This window comes from Acuticoccus kandeliae (genome assembly GCF_003073115.1).
On sequence record NZ_QBBV01000003.1, the window covers coordinates 726,183 to 748,207 of the forward strand.

A 22,025-nucleotide genomic window follows, 5' to 3' on the forward strand; every position below is an offset into this window, starting at 1 on the left:
TCAGGGCCGGGGCGGGCGCGTCCAGAGCCCCTCGCGCGAGTGGCCGGTGGCTGGACGCCGCGCGACGATGGCCGCCTTCGCGATGAGGCCGAGCTTCGTCGGCGCCGAGGTGCCGACGCGGGTCGCGAGCCGCGACGGTCCGCCCCGGCGGCGGCGGATGCCGATCGCCCGATAGACCGCGCCCGCCGACGCGACCGCCCAGGCCGCGCGGAAGGGAAGCCGCGCGATCCCCGCCTCGGCCGAGGCGTAGTAGGGCTCCGCCGTCTCCACGAGACGGGCGGCGGCGCGCCAGACGGCCTGGGCGTTTTCCGGATTGAGGATCGCCTCGGGCGTCGAGGGCACCCCCTCGAAGGCGAGCCAGTCGGTGGGGAGATAGATCCGCCCCACCTCGGCGTCCGCCACCACGTCGCGGGCGATGTTCGTCATCTGGAAGGCGAGGCCGAGATCGCAGGCCCGGTCGAGCGTGTCGGCCTCCTCGGGCGGCACCCCCATGACGAGCGCCATCATCACACCGACCGCCCCGGCGACGCCGTAGCAGTAGGCCGCGAGCTCGCCGGGGGTCGCGTAGTTGCGGCCCTCGACGTCCATCGCGAAGCCCGCGAGCACGTCCTCGGCGAGCGCGGTGGTGATGCCGTGCCGCCGGGCGACGTCGCCGAACCCGTCGAACACCGCTTCGCCGGTCCTCTCGCCGGCGAGCGCCGCGCCGGTCTTCGCGCGCAGCATCGCGAGCTGGCCGGCGACATCGTCGATCGGCCGCGCGTCGTGGCCGTGGTCCTGCCCGTCGATCACGTCGTCGGCGTGGCGGCACCAGGCGTAGAGCCGGGCGACGTCCTCGCGTGTTTCGCGCGGCATCAGCCGGGTCGCGGCGGCGAAGCTCTTGGAGCCCTTGGCGAGGCTCTCCTGCGCATAGTGCGCGCTCGTCACGAGGCGAGCCGCCCGTCGGGGGCGAGATCGTCGAGGATCAGCCCCGCCGTCGCCTTCGCCGAGGCGACGACGCCCGGCACGCCCGCGCCGGGGTGGGTGCCGGCGCCCACGAGATAGAGATTGGAAATGACGTCGTCCCTGTTGTGGCAGCGGAAGGCGGCGGACTGGGTGAGAATCGGCTCCAGCGAGAAGGCCGAGCCGAGATGGGCGTTGAGCTCGCTGTGGAAGTCGGCCGGGGTGAAGATGCGCGAGGAGACGAGCGTTTCGCGCAGGCGCGGAATCGCCCGCGCCTCGACGATGGAAAGGATCCGCTCGGCGACGCGAGGCCCCTCCACCGCCCAGTCGAGCGGCGCCGCGCCGAGATGCGGCACCGGCGCGAGCACGTAGTAGGCGGACTGGCTGGGCTGGGCGAGCGAGGGGTCCGTCTTCGAGGGGGCGTGGAGGTAGAGGGAGAGGTCCTCCGGCACCGCCGCGCCGGTGAAGATCTCGTCGATCAGCCCCCGATAGCGCGGGCCGAACAGCACCGTGTGGTGGGGGAGATCGTCCGGCACCTCGCGGTCGAGGCCGAAATAGAGGACGAAGAGCGAGTTGGAGTAGCGCTTGCGCGTGAGCCGCGCCGCCTCCTTGCGCCCCCGCTCCGTCCCGCCGAGGAGCGTGCCGTAGGTATGGACGATGTCGGCGTTGCTCGCGACGATGTCGGCCGGGATCGTTTCACCGGACTCGAGCGCGACGCCGGTGGCGCGCGCGCCGTCCGTGAGGATGCGGGCGACGGGTGCGCCGAGCCGCACCGTGCCGCCGAGCTCCTCGAAGAGACGCACCAGGGCGGCGACGAGCGCGCCCGTCCCCCCGCGCGCGAACCACACGCCCCATTTGCGCTCCAGCGCATGGATGAGGCCGTAGATCGAGGAGGTGGAGAACGGATTGCCGCCGACGAGCAGCGTGTGGAAGGAGAAGGCCTGTCGCAGATGCTCGTCCGCGATGAAGCTCGCGACCTTGGCGTAGAGCGAGCGGTAGGCCTGGAGGCGGACGAGCTGCGGCGCGACGCGCAGCATCGCGCCGAAATCGAGGAAGGGCTCCGCGCCGAGCTTGATATAGCCTTCCTCGAGGAGCGCCTTCGAATAGGCGAGGAAGCGGCGATAACCCTCGACATCGGCCGGGTTGAGGGCGGCGATCTGCCGGTCCAGCGTCTCCTGGTCGTTCACATAGTCGAACCGCGTCCCGTCCTCCCAGCGGAGCTGATAGAAGGGGCTGACCGGGACGAGGGTGACATAGTCGTCGATCGACCGGCCGCTCAGCGCAAAGAGCGCCTCGAGGCATGTCGGGTCGGTGAGCACGGTCGGCCCGGCATCGAACACGAACCCGTCCTGGATGTAGACATAGGCCCGCCCGCCCGGACGGGGGCGCGCCTCGATCAGGGTCGTGTCGATGCCGGCCGATTGCAGCCGCACGGCAAGCGCAAGTCCCCCGAACCCCGATCCGATGACGACAGCTTTTGGCATCGACCCTCTCACGAATGGGCAGAGGAAATAGCGGGCGAACGCGTCTTGGCCAATTGGTAGAGTGCGTCCACTTGCCTCTCGTCCTTCCATCGGCTTTCAAATGTGCGTGGGGAGGACCATCGATGCTGAGACTGATCTTGTGCGCCGTCGTCTTGTTGGCGACCTCCGCGGCGGAGGCGGCGCAACGTCTGGCGCTCGTCGTCGGCAACGCGGCCTACCAGGGCGAGGCGATGCCGGCCCTCGCCAATCCGGGCAACGACGCGGCCTTGATGGCGAAGCGCCTCGAGGAGGCCGACTTCGCCGTCACCCTCGTGCTCGACGCCGATCTGCGCAGCATGAAGGAGGCGCTGCGCGACTTCACCAACGCCGTCGCCGAGGCGGGCGAGGGGGCGACCGCGCTCTTCTACTATTCCGGCCACGGCTTCCAGGCGAACGGCCTCAACTATCTCGCCCCGATCGGCGCCGACCTCAGGGACGAGGTGGACGCCGAGTTCGAGGCGCTGGCGGTCGACTGGGTCCTCTCGCGCCTCGAAAGCGCGCACGCCGGCGCGAACATCGTGATCCTCGACGCCTGCCGCAACACCGCCCTGTCGCGCGGGATCGGCGGCGGCCTCGCCCTCATCCAGTCGACCCCACCCGGCAGCTTCATCTCCTTCGCGACCGCACCCGGCAGCACCGCCGCGGACGGGGGCGGCCTCAACAGCCCCTACACCTCCGCGATCGCGGCCGAGATGACGGTCCCCGGCCAGTCCATCGAGGCGATGTTCAAGGCGGTGCGGCGGCGCGTCGTCAGCGACACCGGCGGCGACCAGGTGCCCTGGGACCATTCCTCGCTGACGACCGAGATCGTGTTCGTGCCCGACACCGGCGCGACCGAGGCGCAGAAGGCCCCGCCGACCGGCCCGCAGATGGCGCTGGAGCTCGAATTCTGGAGCACGGTGAAGGACAGCGACGACCCGGCCGAGCTGCAGGCCTATCTCTCCCGCTTCCCGGACGGGGCCTTCGCCCCGCTCGCCCGCTCCCGGCTCGACGCGCTGGAAGGGGCGGGGTCCGACGTGGAGCGCCTCTTCGCGGCCCTGCAGCGGCGCTCCACCATCGTGCCGGAGCCGACGCGCCCGCACGAATTCTACGCCAACGCCCGCCTGCACGAGGTGCGCGGCGACTATCTGAAGGCGCGCCAGGACTACCTCAAATATTTCGCGTTCGACCCGCCCTATGTCGACCCGCATCTGCGCTTCCAGCGCTTCCTCACCGCGCAGGACGGGCGGGCGGGGGCGCGTCGCGTCTATGCCGCGCTGTCGGGCGGCGCGTCCGCGCTGCCGACGGGCTTCGCGGCGGCCCTCCTCCAGGAGCGGCCGGAGCGGATCGCGATGCTGGAGGCGATCCTCGCCGCGTCGCCCGACTACGCCCCGGCGGTCTACGCGCTCAGCGAGGAGTATTCCGAGGCGACGCTCGGCGCCCAGTCCTCCGCCGACAAGGAGAAGGAAAAGGCGCTCCTGGAGCGCTTCAAGGAGCTGAACGAGGCGGGCGAGTTCCTGCGCCACTATCTCGACCAGCAGGCCGCGGCGGACGCGATCGAGGACGTCGACCGCCGCCTCGCCGCGCTGTCGGCCGTCAACATGAGCGCGCTCGCGAACCCCGTGACCATCATGGGGATGCGCTCCAACGCCGGCTGGACCGTCACGGTGAACATCGCCGACACGGTGCGCGAGATCTTCGTCGCCAAGCCCGGCGAGGAGTTCCGCTCCACCGGCTTCCTCCAGGTGGTGAACCCGCAGACCGGCTATCCGCTGCCGAACCCCAGCCTGGAGCTCGACCCGGACGTGACCGAGGTGCTCCTGCGCGTGCGTTATGCCGACGTGCGCGGCGACATTCGCGGCCCCTTCGAGATCCCGTTCGACGCCATGAGCGCGCTCGTCTCCGGCCAGAAGCAGATCCTGGAGATGCTGACGAACGCCTGGATCGCGACGCGGCCCTGGAACGGCAAGACCCTCGTCTACTTCACCCACCTCATCAGCTATCGCTGCGCCATCGACCACGTCGCCTACAGCTATGACGGGGACGGGCTCGACAAGGACTACGCCCTCGCGCCCTGTGATCCGGACGACCCGCACGTCGTGAAGACCGCCACCGGCAAGGACACCGACATCTACGCGACCGTGCCCAAGGGGGCGAAGAGCATCAGCGTGCAGCTCACCTACAAGGATGGGAGCCAGTCGGACATCAAGCGCTTCCCGATCGAGTGAGCGCGGCGGCGGCACGGACGGAGCGGCGCGGCGAGGGCCTCGCCCGCGTCGCGATCATCGCGGCGGCGGCGGCGCTCGGCCTCCTCATCGGCCAGCGCTTCGAGCCGGTGGCGGGCGATCTCCTCCTCGCCCTCACCGCCCCCGCGCCGGACCCGCGCATCGTGATCGTCGCCATCGACGAGGCGACGGTCGCGACGTTGCCCGTGCGCTCGCCGATCGACCGCGCCTTCCTCGCCGACCTCGTGACGACGATCGACAAGGCGGGACCGGCCGCGATCGGCCTCGACCTCCTCCTCGACGAGCCGACCGAGCCGCAGAAGGACGCCGCGCTCGCCGCCGCCATCGAGGCGGCCGCCGCGCCGGTGGTCGTCGCCGTGGCCTCGGCCGGGGCGGCGAACGCCTTTCCGGGCGAGGCGGGCGACGCGCGCCTCCCGCGCGACCGGCGCGACGGGACGGTGCGCGCGATGCCGGAGGCGGCGGACGCCTTCGCGGCGCGCCTCGCCCGCGCGGGCGGCGCCACCGCCGTGCCGGACGGGCGGATCGTCTTCGCCGAAGGGGACTTCGTGCGCTATCCGGCCCACACGGTGCGCCTCCTGCCGCCGGCCTGGCTCGCGGACAAGTTCGTCCTCGTCGGTACCACGCTCGACGGGATCGACCAGCACCGCATCCCGACCATCGCGATGCGCGGGGCGGACGAGGGGGTGGTCCCCGGCGTGCGCGTCCATGCCGACATCCTCGCCCAGATCCTCGCCGGGCGCGCGCTGCGCCCGCCGTCCTGGGCCGTGCTCGCCGCCTCGGCGGTGCTCGCCGCGCTCCTCGGGGCGATGGTGCGCCCGTTCGGCCCGCTCAGCGTGCTCGCGGGCGGGGCGGCGGCGCTCGCCCTCTATGCCGGGATCGTCGTCGCGGTGGCGGCGGTATCGGTGTCTATCCTGCCGATCGCGACGCCGATGGCCGCCTTCGTCCTCTCCGCGGGCGGCAATCTCGGCCAGCGCCTCCAGAGCGACCGGCGCGAGCGGCTGCGGATGCGGGCGATGTTCGGCCGCTATGTCAATCCGCGCGTGGTGGACCGGCTCGTCGATTCGGGCACGGATCCGGCGCTCGGCGGGGAGCGGCGCGAGATCACGCACCTCTTCACCGACCTCGAAGGCTTCACCGCGCTCGCCGAAGGGCTGGAGCCGGAGGTAACGGCGGCGGTGCTGAACACCTATCTGGATGGCATCATCACGCGGATCCTCGCCAAGGAGGGGACGGTGGACAAGCTCGTCGGCGACGCGGTCGTCGCCTTCTTCGGCGCGCCGGACGCGCAGAGCGACCACGCGAGCCGCGCGGTGGACGCCGCGCGCGAGATCGCCGCCTTCACCGAGGCGATGCGCGGCGAGTGGGCCGCGAAGGGCGTCCGCCTCGGTGCGACGCGGGTCGGGGTCCACACCGGCGTCGCGGTCGTCGGCAATTTCGGCGGGCGGCACTTCTTCGACTACACGGCGATCGGCGACAGCGTGAACGTCGCCGCGCGCCTCGAAGGCGCGAACCGCACGATCGGCACGCGCGTCCTCGTCAGCGCCGCGACCCGCGCGGAGGCCGCCGGCGACTATCGCCGCGTTGGCCGCATCCGGGTGAAGGGCCGCCGCGAGACGGTGGAGGTGTTCGAGCCCGTCGCCGCGCCGGACGCGGACTATGAGGCCGCCTTCGCGGCGCTCGAAGGCGGGGATGGGGGCGCTGGCTTCAAGCGGCTCGCGGCGGTGCGGCCGGACGATCCGCTCGTCGCCTTCCAGGCCCGCCGTCTCGCCGCGGGCGCGGTGGACGACCTCGTCGTCGAGACCGCTTGAGGGAGGTGGAGATGGGTGTCAGACATCGGATCATGCGAAGCCTCGCCGCGCTCCTGATCCTCCTCGCCTTCGCCGCGCCGGCCGCGGCGGCCGACGCCGTCGTCCTCGATGGGGCCGCCAAGGAGGCGGGGCTCGCGCCGGGGAGCGTTCTCGCGGCGGGCGACGCGGTGCGCCTCGCGGAGGGCGAGCGGCTTCAGATCCTCTTCCAGTCCGGCGAGATCGTCACGATCGAAGGGCCCTTCGAGGGCGCGATCGGGGCGGGGGACGGGCAGGCGACCGGGCTCGTCGACACGGTCGCCGCGCTGATCCTCGGCCACAGCGGCACGTCCGACGTCGTCGGCGCGTCGCGCAAGGCGGCGGGCGGGGCGTTCGCGCCGCAGGCGGATATCCTCGCGGTCAACGTCGACTCATCGGGCGTGCGCTGCATCGGCGACCGGCTGATCCTGTGGCGCAGCGACACCGACGCGGCGGCCGAGATCACCGCCCGCTCGGCCCACGGCCGCGCCGGGCCGCTCGAATGGGCGTCGGGCGAGGCGATGCTCCCGCTCCCCGACGACCTTGCGCAGGAGGGGCCGCTCGCGGTCTCGATCGGCGATCAGGTGCGCCGCCTGGAGTTGAAGAAGGTGCCGGATTCGGTCGGTGAGGCGCCGGGGCGCCTCCTCCTCTGGCTCGGCGGGGCAGGGTGCGAGCGGCAGGCGAGCCTGCTCGTCGACGCCATTCGCGGGCAGTAAAGGTCAGGCGGTCTCGCGCAGTTCCTCGGCCGCTTCCAGCGTGACCGAGACGAGCTGGCTCACACCTTTTTCCACCATCGTCACACCATAGAGGCGGTGCATCCGCGCCATGGTGATCGGGTTGTGGGTGATGATGAGGAAGCGCGTGTCCGTCGAGCGCGCCATCTCGTCGAGAAGCGCGCAGAAACGCTCGACATTCGCGTCGTCGAGCGGGGCGTCGATCTCGTCGAGGACGCAGATCGGCGCGGGATTCGTGAGGAAGACCGCGAAGATCAGCGCCGTCGTAGTGAGCGTCTGCTCCCCGCCCGACAGGAGCGACAGGACTTGCGGCTTCTTGCCCGGCGGACGGGCGATGATGTCGAGACCCGCGTCGAGCGGATCCTCCGCCTCGGTGAGCTGGAGGGACGCCTCGCCGCCGCCGAAGAGGTGCTTGAAGAGGCGCTGGAACTCCGAGTTCACCTTGTCGAAGGAGGCGACCAGGCGCTCGCGGGCCTCGCGGTTCAACTCCTTGATGCCCTGACGCAGCTTCTCGATGGCGGCGATGAGGTCGTCGCGCTCGGCGAGCATCGTGCCGCGCCGGTCCTCGATCTCCTTCAATTCGTCCTCGGCGCACAGATTGACGCCGCCGAGCCGCTCCCGCTCGCCCTTCAGCTTTTCGAGGCGGTGCTCGGAGGAGGCGCGGTCGGGCAGCGGCGTCTCGGGCGTGATGCCGGCAAGGCGCGCCGCGCCCTGCGGGGCGACGTCGAGTGTCTCGGTGAGGGCGGCTTCCACCTCGGTCAGCCGGCCGCGCGCGGCGTTGAGGCGCTCCTCGGCCCGGCCCGAGGCCTCGCGCGCGGTGGAGAGGCCTTCGAGCGCCTTGCGCGCGGCCTCGATCGCAGCGCGTTCGGCGGCTTCGGCGGCGGCGCGGGCCTCGCGCGCGGCCTTGTCCCTGGCCTCGGCGTCGGCCGCGGCGGTGTTGAGGCGGCGGCGCTCCAGGATGGTCTCGTCCGGTGCCTCGGCGAGCTGGTCGCGCTCCTTGCGGAGGGTGTCGAGGCGGGCGGCAAGCTCCACGCGGTGCCCGTCCGCGCCCTCGAGGCGGCCGCGCCAGTCCTTCAGCTCGGCGGCGAGGCGTTCGAGCCGGCGCGCCCGGCCGAACACGGCGCGCCGCTCGGCCTCGGCGGCGTTCGCGGCCTCGTTCGCCTGACGGCGGGCGGCCTGCGCGGCCTGGTGGCGCCGGTCGCGCTCCTGGATCTCGGCGGCCCCGTCGGACACCGCGGCGCGGGCCTCTTCGGCCTCCGCAAGGGTCGCGGCGGTGGTGGCGGCGTGGCCCTCGGCGGCCTCCAACGCGGCGGCGAGGCGGGTCTGCGCGGCCTCGGCCTCGCGCGCCTTCGCCTCCGCGGCGGAGAGGCGCGACTTCGCCTCGGCGGCGGCGCGGCGCGCGCCGGTGAGGGCCTGGCGCGCGGCGCTCTCGCGCTCGCTCGCGCCCTTCAGCGCCTCGCGCGCGGTCGCGTTCTCCGCCTCGGCGGCGGTCACGGCGGGGCGGAGCGCGGCGAGCTCCTTTTCGAGCGCGGCGAGGCGGTTCTTCTGGGCGAGCCGTTCGGCGGCGGCGCTCGGTGCGCCGGCGTTCATGGCATAGCCGTCCCAGCGCCAGAGCGCGCCGGCGCGGCTGACGAGGCGCTGTCCAGCCGCGAGACCGGCCTGGAGCGCCGGCGCGTCCGCATCCTCCACCACGCCGACCTGGGCGAGGCGGCGGGCAAGGGCGGGGGGCGCGCTCACCTTGTCGCAGAGCGCCGTCACGCCCGCGGGAAGCGGCGCGTCGGTGCCCTCGTTCACCGCCCAGCGGCGCGGCGCGCTGGCGCTCACCGGGGCCTGGAGGTCGTCCCCCAGCGCGGCGGCGAAGGCCTGCTCGTAGCCCGCGGCGACGGTGCAGGATTCGAGGATCGCGTCGCCGCCCTTCGCGAGCGTCGCGGTGAGGCGCGCGAGCGCCTTCGCCTCGGTCTCGCGCTCGGCGATCGCGGCGCGGGCCTTCTGCACTGCCTCGCGCGTCTCGCCGTCGGCCTGGCGCAGCGCGGGGAGCGCGGCCTCGATCTCGGTCAGCGCGTTGCCGGCTTCGGTCTCGGCCGCCTCGGCCTTCGCGAGCGCGGCGGCGGCCTCCTCGCGGCGGCGCACGGCATCGTTGCGCCGCGCCTCTTCGAGGAGGGCGGTGAGGCGCCGCACCTCGGCGGTGGCCTTCTGTGCCTCCCCGCTCGCGCGGGAGAGCTGCGCGTCGGCGGCGGCGCGGGCGGCGAGCACGGTCGCGGCCTTCTCCGTCGCGGCGGCGGCGGCCGCGTCGGCGGCCTCGGTCGCCTTCTGCGCCGCGTCGGCGCCGGACTGGAGCGCGGCGATCCGCTCGTCGGCACCGTCATTGGCGCGGGTGAGGTCGGCCTCCTCGCGGGTGAGGCGGTCGACGGCGCTCGCCGCGTCCGCCTTCGCCCCGTCCTGGCGGGCAAGGTCCTTCTCGAGAGCGGCGACCTGCGCCTTCAGCGCCGCGAGCTGCTCGGCGAGCTGCTTGTCCCTGGCGTCGAGCGCGGCGATCGCGGCGGCGACCTCCTGGCGCTTGTGCGCGGCGAGGGCCTCCGCCTCGCGCAGTGGCGGCAATTTGTGCTGCGCGGCGGTCTCCTCCACCGCGGTGCGCGTCTGGCGCTCCGCCGCCTCCTTCTGCGCGGCGCGGGCGGCGGTGAGGGCCGCCTCGCCATCGCGCACGGCGGCGCGCGCCTCGATCCAGCGCAGATGGTGGACCGTCGCCTCCAGCGTGCGGATCTCGGCGGAGATGTTGCGATAGCGGCTCGCCTGGCGGGCCTGGCGCTTCAGATTGTCGATCTGGCGCTCGACCTCGGACGACACGTCGTCGACGCGGGCGAGATTCTGCTCCGCCGCGTTCAGCTTCAGCGTCGCCTCGTGCTTGCGCGCGCGCAGGCCCGAGATGCCGGCTGCCTCCTCGAGGATGTTGCGCCGGTCTGTGGGCTTGGCGGCAATCAGCTCGGCGACCTGGCCCTGTCGCACCATCGAGGGCGAGCGCGAGCCGGTGGCGGCGTCGGCGAAGAGGAGCTGCACGTCGCGCGCGCGCACGAGCTTGCCGTTGACGCGGTAGTCCGAGCCGAGGGCGCGCGTGATCCGGCGCGTCACCTCAAGCTCGTCCGCGTGGTTCATCTCGGCCGGGGCCGAGCGGTCCTTATTGTCGAGAAAGAGGGTGACTTCGGCCGTGTCGCGCGTCGCCCGCCGGCCGGAGCCGGCGAAGATGACGTCGTCCATGGACGAGCCGCGCACGGATTTGTACGACGCTTCGCCCATCACCCAGCGCAGCGCCTCGACGAGATTCGACTTTCCGCATCCGTTGGGGCCGACAACGCCGGTCAGCCCCGGTTCGATCAAAACGTCAGTCGGCTCAACAAAGGATTTGAACCCAGTGAGGCGGAGCTTGTCGAATTTCATCGCTCCGCCTCATACTGATTCGCCCTACGAGTCGAGCTTCGGGTCGATTAGTGCACGGAAAGCGTCCATCGTCCGCGAGCCTTCGAACTTCTCATCGTCGATGAAGATCGTCGGAGTCGCCGACACGCCGAACTCGTTGTACCCACGGTCCTTCACAGCATTGATGCCGTCGAGTAGTTTCTGATTGGTTAAGCATGCCTCGAACTCGGCGTTCGAGATGCCGGCTTGCGCCGCCAGTCCGCGGATCTGAGCAAGCGCGCCGTCGCGCACGGCCCACTGGCCCTGCTTCTCGAAGAAGAGGTCGACGACGTCGTAATATTTGTCCTCGGAGCAGCGGGCGAGCATGAAGACGGCGGCTGCGAGCGGGTCGAACGGGAACTCGCGCAGGACGAACTTCACCTTGCCGGTGTCGATATATTCCTTCTTGAGGTCCTGGAAGGTCGTCAGGTGGAAGTTGGCGCAGTGCGGGCAGGTCATCGAGGCGTACTCGATGATGGTGACCTTCGCGTCCGGGTTGCCCATCACCATGTCGGGCAGCGGCTCGACGGCATCGGTGGACTGCGCGAACGCGGGGAAGGTCATGCCGGCGAGCGGCAGGGCAAGGGCCGCGGACATCGCGGCGAACGAACGACGGGTCAGCATCACAAAAAAACCTCGCTGGTCAGTGGCCCTCTTATGGGCGCTTTCGACGCTCGGTTAAACTGCGGGCCTCGATGCTGGCACCCAGTCGCGACAATGCGGCCTTCAAATTTTGGTGGGCAATGTCCGGCAGGCGCTCCGCGACGGCCTCCACGCGGGCCGGATCGGCGGGTGGGACGGCCGGGATCACGGGGGCGAGATGGCGCGGGGTGGGCCGCGCGGCGCCCCGCGTCTGGGTGATGCGGATGCGCGCGATCGCGGGCCAGCCGATGAGGATGTTCACCCGCTCCACGATCTGGGTCGAGGTGTGCTGGATCGAGAGCGCGGTCGCCGCGTCGGCGCGCACGATGAGGGTGGCCCCGGTCGCTGAGTCGATGCGCGAGCCCTTCGGCCACACGATCCGCTCCACCGCGGCGCTCTTGGCGAAGCGCTCGCCGAAAATGTCCGCCGGCTCCAGCATCAGCGCGATGTTCGCGACGCCGCGGCGCCGGCAGGCGGGCGTCACGAGGTCGCCGACGAGCTCGGCGAGGGGGCGGGGGCCGTTGTTGCGCTTGATGGTGACCATGCCCCTTTTCTCCGCCAGCGCGGGGGGCGGCGCAATGGGGCGCGCGACGGGGCCGGGGCGGGGCCACAAGAGCGGGGATGATTGGGGGGAAATGCGATGCCCGCTTGCGCCGCGCCGCCGTGCCTGATCCGCTTCCTTTCATGATGCGAGGACGGACGATTGCGGCGCCGGACGCCGACCATGGACTCGGCTCGGGCGAGGGGGAGGCCCTTCTCGCCTGGTACGACCGGCACCGCCGCACGCTGCCCTGGCGCACGGCCGCGGGGGCGGCCGACCCCTACCGTGTGTGGCTCTCCGAGGTGATGCTCCAGCAGACGACGGTCGCGGCCGTGATCCCTTATTTCGCGGCCTTCACGACGCGCTGGCCTACGGTGAGCGACCTCGCCGCCGCGCCCGACGAGGACGTGATGTCAGCCTGGGCGGGCCTCGGCTACTACGCGCGGGCGCGCAACCTCCTCGCCTGCGCGCGCGCCGTCGCCGCCCGCGGCGGCACCTTCCCGACGACGCGCGAAGAGCTGCGGGCGCTGCCGGGCGTCGGCGAGTACACCTCCGGCGCGGTGGCGGCGATCGCCTTCGGCGAGCGCGTCCCGGTGGTCGACGGCAACGTGGAACGGGTCGTCGCCCGGCTCCTCGCGCTGCCCGTCCCGCCGAAGAGCGCCAAGGCGGCGGTGAGCGCGGCGGTCGAGGCGATGCTTCCCGCGACCCGCCCTGGAGATTTCGCGCAGGCGATGATGGACCTCGGTGCGACAATCTGCACCCCGCGCAACCCGCTCTGCGCCCTCTGCCCGATCGCCGACCCCTGCCGCGCCCGGCGCGAGGGGGAGCCGACGCGCTATCCGGTGAAGGCGGAGAAGAAGGCGCGCAAGATCTGGCACGGCGTCTCCTTCGTCCCGGTGCGGCCGGACGGCACGGTGCTCTTCCGCCGCCGCCCACCGCGCGGGCTCCTCGGCGGGATGCTGGAGGTGTTCGGCTCCGCCTGGGGCGCGGCCCCCGCAATCCCGCTCGACCACGCCCCCTTCGACGCGACCTGGCACGCGCAGGGGGCGATCTCGCACGGCTTCACCCATGCCGAGCTCAGCATCGACGTCTACGCCGCCAACGTCGCCCCCGCGATCGCGACGCCCGAGGGCGGCCTCTGGATGGACCCGGAGGCGGCCGGGCTCCCGACGGTGATGCGCAAGGTCGTCGTGCGCGCGCTCGCGGAGCCGATGCCGCGTCTGTGAGCGGGCGCCGCGTTGATCCCCCGGCCGCCGCGCATAGTTTCTTGCGCAGCTTTGGACCGGAGGACCCGCCATCATGTTCGTGCCCGCCCTCTCGCGCTTCGCCGCCGCCGCGTCGGTCGTCTCCGCGACCGCAGCCGTCGCCGAGCCCGCCCAGTTCAAGATCGACCCGGAGCATTTCGCGATCGTCTTCAGCGCCGAGCACATCGGCTACGGCTCCGTCTGGGGCCTCTTCGTGCGCGGCGCCGGCTCGTTCACCTATGACGAGGAGACGCGGGAATTGTCCGACCTCGAGGTGAGTGTCGCCGCGGACAGCGTCTTCACCGGCCACGAGAGGCGCGACGGCCACGTCCGCTCGGCCGAGTTCGTGGACGCGGCCGCGCACCCCGACATCACCTTCGTGATGACCGGGGCGCAGGAGACGAGCGAGACCACCGGCACAATCACCGGCGACCTCACGCTGCGCGGCGTCACGAAGCCGGTGACGCTCGACGTGCGTCTCAACAAGATCGGCCCGTACCCGTTCGGCCCCAACTACGTCATTGGCGTCACGGCGAAGACGACGCTGAAACGCAGCGACTGGGGCATGACTTACGCGGTGGACAACGGGCTTGTCGGCGACATGGTCCCGTTCATCTTTGAACTGGAGGCGATCCGCCAATGAGGTTGCGGGCCGCTGCGCCCCCCGCGTAAAGGCGGGGCACCAAACCCACTATGAGGAGGACGTGTTTTGCGGATCACTTGGTACGGACATTCGACCTTTCGCGTGGAATTCGGGTCGACGGCGCTCCTCATCGATCCCTTCCTGACCGGAAACCCCAAATGGGACGGCGGCTGGGAAGAGCCCTCCGCGGGGATCAGCCACCTCCTCCTCACCCACGGCCATGACGACCATATCGGCGACGCGATCTCCGTCGTGAAGAAGACCGGCGCGCAGGTCGTCGGCTCGGCCGAAGTGTGCACCTTCCTCGCCCGCCAGGGGGCGGAGAACGTCAATCCCGGCAACCACGGCGGCACCGTCGATTGCGGCGAGTTCACCGTCTCGTTCGTGAACGCGCTGCACTCCTCGTCCTCGATGGGCGGGGGCGACTTCGTCTATCTCGGCAACCCGCTCGGCCTCGTCATCACGCCGAAGGGCGACAAGACGCTCTACGCGATGGGCGACACGGGGATCTTCGGCGACATGGCCCTCGTCGACGAGCTCTACGCCCCGAAGGTCGGGATCGTGCCGATCGGCGACCGCTTCACGATGGGCGCCAAGCAGGCGGCGCTCGCCTGCAAGCGCTATTTCAAGTTCGAGACGGTGATCCCCTGCCACTACGGGACCTTCCCGATCCTCGACCAGACGCCCGACAAGTTCCTCGCCGAGATGGGCGGCGATGCCGGCATCGTGAAGGTCGCCGAGGTCGGCGTCCCCTTCGACGTCTAGATCAGCCACCCATTTCCCAGAGTGCCGCACGCGGGCAACGAACGGTCGAACGACACGTTGGCCCAGACAAGCAAGAGGGATGAGCGATGCGAAACTGCCTACGGACCGCCATTGCCGCGGGTCTTCTCCTGACGGCCCCCGCGGCCGCGCTGGCGCAGGAGGGGATGCCGACGATGATGGCGAACGTCATCAACGCCACCGGCGCCGCGATCGGGACCGTGTCCTTCACGCAGACCCCGTCCGGCATGGTGCTGATCGCCCTCGACATCGCCGACCTCGAGCCGGGCGTGCACGGGCTGCACATCCATGAGACCGGCCAGTGCGATGCAGCGGACGGCTTCAAGTCCGCCGGCGGCCACTATTCGGGCGGCATGGAGCACGGCGTCCTCAGCGAGGGGGGACCCCACGCGGGCGACTTGCCGAACGTCACGGTCGGCGCGGACGGGACGCTGGTGATGGAGATCTTCACCGACCGCATCAGCGTCGCGGCCGACGGGGAGAACCCGCTCGGCGACGAGGACGGCTCGGCGATCATGATCCACTCGGGCGCCGACGACTATCAGAGCCAGCCCGCCGGCGACGCGGGCTCGCGCATCGCCTGCGGCGTCATCGAATAGGGCGCCGGCCGCGAACCCAGACGGCGAAGGCCCGGCCGCGCGCGCGGCCGGGCCTTTTTCGTGCCGCCTCTCAGGCGGCGCCGATCTCGAACTCGGGCAGGGTGACGATGATGCGCGCCCCGCCGTGCGGCGCGTCGGTGATGTCGAGCGTGCCCCCGTGCGCGACGAGGAGGCTCTTCACGATCGCAAGGCCGAGCCCGGCGCCGCCGGTCGCGCGGCTGCGCGAGCTTTCGAGCCGCACGAACGGCTCCAGCAGGAGCTCGCGGACGGATTCGGGGATCCCCGGCCCGTCATCGTCGACGGTGAGGACGATGGTGTGGCCGCGCAGATGGATCGCGAGATGGGCGGCGTGCCCGTATTTCAGCGCGTTGTCGATGAGGTTCGAGACGACCCGCCGGATCGCGATCCGGTCGCCGAGCACCGTGACGCCGCGCGCCCGCGCCTCGATGTCGAGGGCGACATCGCCGCCGGTGTGGCGGCGGTCCTCCACCTCGGCCGCGACGAGCTCGTCGAGGAGGAGAAGCTCCTCGGAGAGTTCGCCCGCCCCCGCCCGCGAGGCGAGGAGCGCATCGTCGAGAAGCTTCACCATGTCGGCGACATCGTTGATCGCGCGGTCGCGCTCAGGGCTGTCGGGCAGCGTCTCGAGCCGGAGGCGGAGGCGCGTCGCGAAGGTGCGCACGTCGTGCGAGATGCCGCCGATCATCGCCATGCGCGCCCGCATGAGGTCCGAGAGGCGCACCTGGAGGCGGTTGAAGGCGCCGACGAGGGTGCGGATCTCCGGCGCGCTGGAGCGCGGCTGGGTGATGCCGGCCGGCTCGGCGGAGAGGTCGATCGCGTCAGCCGCGGCGGCGAGGCGGCGCAGCGGCACCATCTCGCGATGCATGACGATGAGCGCGATCACCGCAATCAGCGTTCCGATGAGCCCCGCCCCGAACCCGATCGGCAGGCCGATGCGGTTGAAGAGCATGGGATTCTCGGTGCGCAGCACGAGCGTTTCGCCCGTGGAGAGGTCGATGCGGAACTCGAACCCGTTGCGCGTCGCCTCCACGCGCCGCACCGGAAAGCGCCGCTCCTCCAGCGGGGGGCGCAGGCGCTGTGCGGTCACGGCGAAATCGCGGTTGCCGAGCGCCTCGGCATAGACCTCCTCGATCTCGGGGTCCGCCGCCTCCTGCGCCGCGATGGTCGCGGCCTCGCCGGACGGCTCGATGGTGAGGCTCATCATGCGCGAGCTCAGCGCGTCGATGATGCGGGCGCGCTCGGCGCCCGTGTTCTTCTCCATCAGCTCGACGATCGCGGCGAGGCGCTCGGGCGAGGGGGCCGTCGGGTCGTCGAGCGGGCGATGCCACTGGTAGGCGAGGGCGAGCGCGATCAGCCACGCCGCGATCAGCGTGGCGATGACGATCATCGTGATTCGCGCACCGAGACTGAGCTGCATGGTCTAACCGACCGGCTTCACCACGGCGGTGAAGAGGTACCCGTTGTTGCGCACTGTGGTGACAAGATTTGACCCCGGCGCGGCAACATCAAGCTTCTTGCGCAGTCGGGAGACGAGCATGTCGACCGTCCGGTCATAAGGATCGGCGGTGCGGCCCCGGATCCGGTCGAGGATCTGGTCGCGCGTGAGGACGCGGCGCGGCTGCTGGACGAGGCAGGCGAGGAGGTCGAACTCGCCGGTCGTGAGCGTCACCGGCTCGCCGTCGTCGGTCGCGAGCGAGCGGGCGTCGAGGTCGACGAGGAAGCGGTCGAACGTGTAGCGGCGCGTCGGCGCGGCGTGGGCGGCGGGCCCGCTCGCCCGGCGCAGCAGCGCGCGGACGCGGGCGAGGAGCTCGCGCGGGCCGAACGGCTTCACGACATAATCGTCGGCGCCCATCTCGAGCCCGAGCACGCGGTCGATCTCGTCGCTCTTCGCCGTCAGCATCAGGATCGGCACCGTATCGCGCGCCCTGAGCCGCCGGCAGATCGCAAGCCCGTCCTCCCCCGGCAGCATCTGGTCGAGGATGACGAGGTCGGGGTGCACACGCGAGAGCACCATGTCCATCTCGCGCGCGTCCGCCGCCATCTCAACCTGGAAGGCGTCCTGGCGCAGCAACTCGCCGACGAGGCGGCGGATGTCCGGATCGTCCTCGACGATCAAAATGGTGTGCGGCGACGTGTTCATGTTCGTCTCTTGCCATGTCGGGGCGGCGAAGGAAGCAGGCAATCCGCGGAAATTACAAACTGTTACGTGACCGAGACAAAACTCGACGCGCCGATGCGGCGTGATCAAACGCCAGGAACATGACGGCCCCATTTTCTGTGACGACGCTGGTGGACGAACCCCCAGCCGCCCACAGGGAACATGAGACGATGACCCAGCTTTTGACAGGCTCCGCCCTCGCCGTCGTGCTCGCCTTCGGGGTCGTGGCCGATGCCCATGCCTGGCAGCGCACACGCACCGTGACCGGCGTCAATGGAAACACCGCCTCGCTGAATGGCAGCGGATCGTGCAGCGGGGGCACCTGCACCCGCACGCAGACCCGCACCGGGCCGGCCGGGAACACCGCCACCGTGAACGGCGGCGTCACCTGCAACGGCATCAGCTGTACGCAAAGCTCCACGCGGACCGGCCGCTTCGGCGGAACGGTGTCGCGCTCGGGTTCGATTTCCCGCTGATTGCGGGGGGAGGGAGGCCGCACGGTGCCCACGGCGAAAGCCACCCGCCAGGGCATCGCGCGGCAAGCGAGCGGACGAAAGAGCGCCAGGCCGAACCCCGAAGCTTTGGCGCCCGATCGACCGGAGGGTCAACTCGCTGCATCAATCGGCAAGGAAACGGGAAGGATGGATTGCGTGCCCTATTCTTCGCCAAGTCGTGCGGTGGGATGACTCGCCTCGCGCAATCGGGGCCGCGGACGATCGATCCGGATGGACGGCGCCACGGCCCCCGTTCCCTTGTCGAAACAAGAGTGAAGGAAAACCGATGTCTTTCGAGTTCAAGCGTCGCGCCCTGATGCGCCGGAGCGGCCTCGCCGCGGCGATGGTCGCGCTGATGGCGTCGAGCGCGCCGGTCTTCGCGCAATCCGACAACCAGGCCCCGAAGCTGACACGCGCCGAGGGGATGCAGATCTACCGCGCCTGCCGCACCGACCTGTCGCGCTACTGCCCGAACATCGCGCCGGGCGGCGGGCGCATCGCGGCGTGCATGCGGGCCAACCACTCCAAGCTGTCTGACGGTTGCAAGGCGACCATCGCGGAGGTTTACACGAAGTGACGAACAGCGGCCGTGCTTCTCGCCTCGACACCATTCCGACGGCCGCGGCTGGAGGAGGCGCGGCCGCACCGTCAACGCCGAGCCTGGAGGCGGAGCGTGCGCTCCACTTCCTGCCGCAGGCGCGTGAGCGCTTGCCGGGCCATGTCCCGGCTGCGCCCGAACCCGAGCACAAGACCCTTCCGGCGGAAAAGGACGCCACGGCGCCGGCCGGCGGGCGCGGGCTCGTCTCGCGCCGCCCGCCCTCGCGTCCGCGCAACCCGCGGCGCAGGGCCTTCGGCGCGGTGATCGTGATGTTCCTCGTCGCGGGCGCCGTCGTCGGCGTGCGCTATGGCTGGCCGCGCGTCGCCGAGCACTATCCGATCTTGCCCCAAGCGCTCGCGGTCGAGATCTCCGGCCCCGCGATCCTCGACGCGATCAACCAGACCTCGGTCGCGGCGACGATCCCCGGCCGCATCGTGACGCTGCCGGTCGACCGGAACGACGTCGTGAAGGCGGGCGACGTGATCGCGACCATCAAGTCGGACGATCTGGAGCGCCAGCTCGCCGCCGCCGAGGCCTCGGTGGAATCGGCGAACCTTGCCGTGCGCCAGGCCGAGGCCGAGATGCGCAGCGCCGACGCCGCGCAACAGAACGCGCAGGAGAGCCACGACCGCCTGCAGAAGCTCGTCTCGAGCGGCACCGTCACCCAGGCCTCCTATGACGCGGGCCTCGCCACGCTGCGCAAGGCCGTCGCCGAGCACGCCGCCGCCGAAGCCGCCGTCGCCCGCGCCGAGGCCGAGCACAAGGCCGCCATCTCCAACGCCGACGTGCAGCGCACCTATCTCGACGACGCCGTCGTGCGCGCGCCGATCGACGGCGTGATCGTGTCGCGCTCGCGCAATGCCGGCGACGTGGTGAGCGTAGGGACGGCGATCGTGTCGATCGTCGACCCGAAGAGCATCGTCATGAGCGCCCGCTTCGACGAGAGCGCCATCGCCTCGATCCATCCGGGTCAGGACGCCGCGCTGGTCTTCCCGTCGCGGCCCGACGCCGCGATCGCCGGCAGCGTGCTGCGCCTCGGGCGGGAGGTCGACAACGAGACGCGCGAGTTCACCGCCGACATCACGCCGAAGACGCTGCCGACCAACTGGGCGCTCGGCCAGCGCGGCCGCGCGATGATCACCATCGAGACCAAGGACAACGTGCTCGCCGCGCCGAGCGAGCTCCTCAGCCGCCGCGACGGTCAGGCCGGCCTCTGGGTCGCGAGCCATGGCCGCGCCCACTGGCGGCCGGTGACGCTCGGCGAGGTGGGCGACGGCCGCGTCGAGATCCGCGACGGTCTCCAGCCCGGCGAAATCCTCCTGAAGCGCGATCGCCTCTTCGAGGGGATGCGCGTCCATCCGCCGAGTGCCACGTCATGAGCCTTGCTCTCAAGGACATCGCCTTCAATCCGGCGCGGTTCATCCTGACCGTCGCGGGGGTCGGGTTCCTCATCACCGCCTCGATCGGGATGGTGGGCCTCTATCGCGGCATCGTCGGCGACGCGCTCCTCATCGTGGAGGAGGTCGGGGCGGATTTCTGGATCGTCCAGGGCGGTCGCCAGGGGCCCTTCTCCGAGGCGTCGTCCGTGCGCGCCGATCTCGACCGCCGCGTCGAGGGCGTCGCCGGCGTCACCGAGGTGCGTCGCTTCCTGCAGATCAGCCAGCAATTCTCGGCGCCCGACGGACACCCGACCCGCGCCTCGATCGTCGGCCTCGACTATCCGAAGGACGGGGGCGAGTGGATCGACCTCGTCGCCGGCCGCTCGATCGCGGCGAGCCATTTCGAGGCGATCGCCGACGAGAGCGTCGGCCTCAAGCTCGGCGACGTCGTGCGCCTCAACCACGACGACTACGAGATCGTGGGCATCACGCGGCGCATGGTGGACCTTTCGGGCGACGGCCTCCTGTTCGTGACGATCAACGACGCGATGGAGATCGCCCAGCGGCGCAACAGCGAGGAGGTGCTTCTCACGCGCGCCGCGGTGGGTGATGCCGGGCCCGTGGCCGCGCTGTCGCCGGCGGCGAACAAGGTCTCGGCGATCCTCGTGAACGTCGACCCCGCGGCGGACTTTTCGGCCGTGCGGCAGGCGATGACGGCGTGGGGTGACGTCAACGTCCTCAGCCACGAGGACCAGCGCAATCTGCTGCTCGACCAGCGGCTCTGGCGCCTGCGCGTCCAGATCCTCGCCTTCACGGGGGTGCTCCTCATCGTGATGACGATCGTGATCTCGCTGATCATCTACATGATGACCATCGAGAAGCTGCACCAGATCGCGATGCTGAAGCTGATGGGGGCGCGCAACTCGGTGATCATGGGGATGATCGCCCAGCAATCGGCCGCGATCGCCTTCCTCTCCTTCGCGGTGGGGCTCGGCATGGCGAACCTCATCTTCCCGCACTTCCCGCGCCGGGTGGTGATGGCGGTGGACGACCTCTCCCTCCTCTTCCTCGCCGTCTGCGGCATCGCCGCGATCGCAAGCCTCGTCGGCATCGCCCGCGCGCTGAGGGTCCGCGCGCAGGAGGTGCTGGCGTGAGTGCGGGCTGTGCTGACGGGTGCGCTGGCCGCGATGTCGTGCGCGGCGGCGAGGTGGCGCCAGGGCTTTCCGGGGCGCTGGCGGAAGCTCGGCCTCGCCGATCGCCCGTCCGCATGGGCGGCGCGGGCTATGGCAACGGGCGGGAAGTGGCCGATGGCGTGAACGGCGGCTCGCGGGTGAGCCCGATCGCTGATTGCGCGACTGCCGACGCGACGATTGTGGCTGAATTCCCCCGAGAGCCCATCCCGATCAGGGACGCGCAAGCGCGCGCCCACGAATTGTTCGCCAACGGATCTAGCTCGCGCTCCAGCATGGCACAGACGCTTTCGTCGGCCGCGCACCTCGGCGCGCTGAACGGGTGGAGGGTCGTTCGCGGCACCACCCACCCGCCGGTGGGGCATGCGCAGGTGGGCAAAGCGCCTAAACTGTCCCTCATCGGGGACATGCTCGCGTACTCGATCGATCGGGTGACGGCAATGGCGTGGAACCACGAGATGGTCGGCATCATGAGGGTCTCCCGTTCATATGACGGCGAATTTGTTGGCGGCCCGGACGGTGGGAGAGCCAAACCAATGGGTCGCGACGCTCGGCATCTCACTTTCGCTGACGATCCGTGCGCAGGAGCGGCTGGTATGCTTCCGCCGCGGTTGGTCGACGTCGCCCAAGACCATCGTGCGTGCCTGGACGGTGGGCGGATGCTCGACGGGGAGACGGTGGACGCACCGCCCCGCTTGGTGGTCGTCCGCATGTGCGGCTCGCCATCCGGTACGTCCGCGATGCGGCCGCAGGCCGTTCGATTGGACGCCTGCACCGCGTGGGTGGACGGGCGCGATGGCGCATTCTCTCAGACAGGGCGCGCACGGGAGGGGCGGAAATGAGCGCGACTCGCATGCGCTTTGATGTGCGACATCACCTTGCGATTGATGGCACGTGGTGTGGTCGTCCAACAGGCTGGCGGCCGACCTGTGGCCCGGCGAAATGATCGGCACGAGCTTCGCCTCGCGCTCCGGTGGGGCCACCATGTGTCCGCCGGCCACCGCTTTCGCCGCGCCCTTCATACGGGCTCCCGCACGCGGTG

19 protein-coding genes are annotated in these 22,025 nt (G+C 71.0%); 12 read left to right on the forward strand and 7 right to left on the reverse strand.

Going from position 1 to position 22,025, the window contains the following annotated elements; translation table 11 throughout:
• Together DBV35_RS22645 and DBV35_RS22650 are read right to left on the reverse strand one after the other, a co-directional pair.
• On the reverse strand, positions 1-924 hold the full coding sequence (locus DBV35_RS22645; protein ID WP_205648805.1) for a phytoene/squalene synthase family protein: 924 nt from the start codon (positions 922-924) through the stop codon (positions 1-3).
• Positions 921-2,423: a phytoene desaturase gene (locus DBV35_RS22650; protein ID WP_205648806.1), complete on the reverse strand. Its 1,503-nt coding sequence runs from the start codon at positions 2,421-2,423 to the stop codon at positions 921-923. The genes DBV35_RS22645 and DBV35_RS22650 overlap by 4 nt, the downstream gene beginning before the upstream one ends.
• Positions 2,424-2,545: 122 nt before the next feature.
• Here DBV35_RS22650 and DBV35_RS22655 point away from each other — a divergent pair, with 122 nt between their 5' ends.
• Genes DBV35_RS22655 through DBV35_RS22665 form a run of 3 tightly spaced genes read left to right on the forward strand, consistent with a single transcriptional unit; the run spans position 2,546 to position 7,226 of the window.
• Positions 2,546-4,669 carry a caspase family protein gene (locus tag DBV35_RS22655; protein ID WP_157961912.1) on the forward strand — a complete coding sequence of 708 codons (2,124 nt, stop codon included), beginning with the start codon at positions 2,546-2,548 and terminating at the stop codon, positions 4,667-4,669.
• Entirely contained in the window at positions 4,666-6,495 is a 1,830-nt protein-coding gene (locus tag DBV35_RS22660) for an adenylate/guanylate cyclase domain-containing protein (RefSeq protein WP_108662630.1), read from the forward strand. Before DBV35_RS22655 ends, DBV35_RS22660 begins: the two co-directional genes overlap by 4 nt.
• A gap of 11 nt (positions 6,496-6,506) precedes the next feature.
• A complete protein-coding gene (locus tag DBV35_RS22665) occupies positions 6,507-7,226 on the forward strand; it encodes a hypothetical protein (RefSeq protein ID WP_157961913.1) in 720 nt (239 codons plus the stop codon).
• A 3-nt stretch (positions 7,227-7,229) separates the two neighbouring features.
• Here the strand turns inward: DBV35_RS22665 and smc are convergent, their stop codons facing one another.
• From smc to DBV35_RS22680, 3 genes are read right to left on the reverse strand one after another with little or no spacing between them, the layout of a single operon-like run.
• A complete protein-coding gene (smc, locus tag DBV35_RS22670; protein ID WP_108662632.1) occupies positions 7,230-10,676 on the reverse strand; it encodes a chromosome segregation protein SMC in 3,447 nt (1,148 codons plus the stop codon).
• Positions 10,677-10,700: 24 nt separating this feature from the next.
• On the reverse strand, positions 10,701-11,318 hold the full coding sequence (locus DBV35_RS22675; RefSeq protein WP_211100028.1) for a DsbA family protein: 618 nt from the start codon (positions 11,316-11,318) through the stop codon (positions 10,701-10,703).
• 31 nt (positions 11,319-11,349) lie between these two features.
• Entirely contained in the window at positions 11,350-11,880 is a 531-nt protein-coding gene (locus DBV35_RS22680) for a DUF721 domain-containing protein (RefSeq protein ID WP_108662634.1), read from the reverse strand.
• 140 nt (positions 11,881-12,020) lie between these two features.
• On the opposite strand from DBV35_RS22680, the gene mutY reads away from it, so the two are divergent.
• From mutY to DBV35_RS22700, 4 genes are all read left to right on the forward strand, one after another.
• Positions 12,021-13,103 (forward strand): A/G-specific adenine glycosylase, encoded by a 1,083-nt coding sequence (gene mutY / locus DBV35_RS22685; protein ID WP_108662810.1) that lies wholly within the window; start codon positions 12,021-12,023, stop codon positions 13,101-13,103.
• A gap of 73 nt (positions 13,104-13,176) precedes the next feature.
• Positions 13,177-13,764 (forward strand): YceI family protein, encoded by a 588-nt coding sequence (locus tag DBV35_RS22690; RefSeq protein WP_108662635.1) that lies wholly within the window; start codon positions 13,177-13,179, stop codon positions 13,762-13,764.
• Positions 13,765-13,830: 66 nt separating this feature from the next.
• Positions 13,831-14,529, forward strand: a complete 699-nt coding sequence (locus DBV35_RS22695) for a metal-dependent hydrolase (protein ID WP_108662636.1) — start codon at positions 13,831-13,833, stop codon at positions 14,527-14,529.
• An 86-nt stretch (positions 14,530-14,615) separates the two neighbouring features.
• Positions 14,616-15,146 carry a superoxide dismutase family protein gene (locus DBV35_RS22700; RefSeq protein WP_108662637.1) on the forward strand — a complete coding sequence of 177 codons (531 nt, stop codon included), beginning with the start codon at positions 14,616-14,618 and terminating at the stop codon, positions 15,144-15,146.
• Between the two features lie 70 nt (positions 15,147-15,216).
• On the opposite strand, the gene DBV35_RS22705 is transcribed toward DBV35_RS22700, so the two are convergent.
• Entirely contained in the window at positions 15,217-16,581 is a 1,365-nt protein-coding gene (locus tag DBV35_RS22705; RefSeq protein ID WP_108662638.1) for a sensor histidine kinase, read from the reverse strand.
• A gap of 3 nt (positions 16,582-16,584) precedes the next feature.
• Positions 16,585-17,304, reverse strand: coding sequence for a response regulator (locus tag DBV35_RS22710; RefSeq protein ID WP_108662639.1), 720 nt, complete (start codon positions 17,302-17,304; stop codon positions 16,585-16,587).
• A gap of 188 nt (positions 17,305-17,492) precedes the next feature.
• Here DBV35_RS22710 and DBV35_RS22715 point away from each other — a divergent pair, with 188 nt between their 5' ends.
• From DBV35_RS22715 to DBV35_RS22735, 5 genes are all read left to right on the forward strand, one after another.
• On the forward strand, positions 17,493-17,798 hold the full coding sequence (locus DBV35_RS22715; protein WP_205648807.1) for a hypothetical protein: 306 nt from the start codon (positions 17,493-17,495) through the stop codon (positions 17,796-17,798).
• Positions 17,799-18,102: 304 nt separating this feature from the next.
• Positions 18,103-18,393, forward strand: a complete 291-nt coding sequence (locus DBV35_RS22720) for a cysteine rich repeat-containing protein (RefSeq protein ID WP_108662640.1) — start codon at positions 18,103-18,105, stop codon at positions 18,391-18,393.
• On the forward strand, positions 18,390-19,793 hold the full coding sequence (locus DBV35_RS22725) for an efflux RND transporter periplasmic adaptor subunit (protein ID WP_157961914.1): 1,404 nt from the start codon (positions 18,390-18,392) through the stop codon (positions 19,791-19,793). The genes DBV35_RS22720 and DBV35_RS22725 overlap by 4 nt, the downstream gene beginning before the upstream one ends.
• Positions 19,790-20,947 (forward strand): ABC transporter permease, encoded by a 1,158-nt coding sequence (locus DBV35_RS22730; protein ID WP_108662642.1) that lies wholly within the window; start codon positions 19,790-19,792, stop codon positions 20,945-20,947. The genes DBV35_RS22725 and DBV35_RS22730 overlap by 4 nt, the downstream gene beginning before the upstream one ends.
• Positions 20,944-21,825, forward strand: a complete 882-nt coding sequence (locus DBV35_RS22735) for a hypothetical protein (RefSeq protein WP_157961915.1) — start codon at positions 20,944-20,946, stop codon at positions 21,823-21,825. The genes DBV35_RS22730 and DBV35_RS22735 overlap by 4 nt, the downstream gene beginning before the upstream one ends.
• Positions 21,826-22,025 lie beyond the last annotated feature (200 nt).

Excerpts from the sequence above, each read along its gene's own strand:
- DBV35_RS22720 (WP_108662640.1), top strand. The coding sequence starts at position 18,103 with ATGTCTTTCGAGTTCAAGCGTCGCGCCCTGATGCGCCGGAGCGGCCTC.
- DBV35_RS22680 (WP_108662634.1), bottom strand. The coding sequence starts at position 11,880 with ATGGTCACCATCAAGCGCAACAACGGCCCCCGCCCCCTCGCCGAGCTC.
- DBV35_RS22665 (WP_157961913.1), top strand. The coding sequence starts at position 6,507 with ATGGGTGTCAGACATCGGATCATGCGAAGCCTCGCCGCGCTCCTGATC.
- DBV35_RS22700 (WP_108662637.1), top strand. The coding sequence starts at position 14,616 with ATGCGAAACTGCCTACGGACCGCCATTGCCGCGGGTCTTCTCCTGACG.
- smc (WP_108662632.1), bottom strand. The coding sequence starts at position 10,676 with ATGAAATTCGACAAGCTCCGCCTCACTGGGTTCAAATCCTTTGTTGAG.
- DBV35_RS22710 (WP_108662639.1), bottom strand. The coding sequence starts at position 17,304 with ATGAACACGTCGCCGCACACCATTTTGATCGTCGAGGACGATCCGGAC.
- DBV35_RS22705 (WP_108662638.1), bottom strand. The coding sequence starts at position 16,581 with ATGCAGCTCAGTCTCGGTGCGCGAATCACGATGATCGTCATCGCCACG.
- DBV35_RS22655 (WP_157961912.1), top strand. The coding sequence starts at position 2,546 with ATGCTGAGACTGATCTTGTGCGCCGTCGTCTTGTTGGCGACCTCCGCG.
- DBV35_RS22690 (WP_108662635.1), top strand. The coding sequence starts at position 13,177 with ATGTTCGTGCCCGCCCTCTCGCGCTTCGCCGCCGCCGCGTCGGTCGTC.
- DBV35_RS22650 (WP_205648806.1), bottom strand. The coding sequence starts at position 2,423 with ATGCCAAAAGCTGTCGTCATCGGATCGGGGTTCGGGGGACTTGCGCTT.
- mutY (WP_108662810.1), top strand. The coding sequence starts at position 12,021 with ATGATGCGAGGACGGACGATTGCGGCGCCGGACGCCGACCATGGACTC.
- DBV35_RS22730 (WP_108662642.1), top strand. The coding sequence starts at position 19,790 with ATGAGCCTTGCTCTCAAGGACATCGCCTTCAATCCGGCGCGGTTCATC.
- DBV35_RS22715 (WP_205648807.1), top strand. The coding sequence starts at position 17,493 with ATGACCCAGCTTTTGACAGGCTCCGCCCTCGCCGTCGTGCTCGCCTTC.
- DBV35_RS22675 (WP_211100028.1), bottom strand. The coding sequence starts at position 11,318 with ATGCTGACCCGTCGTTCGTTCGCCGCGATGTCCGCGGCCCTTGCCCTG.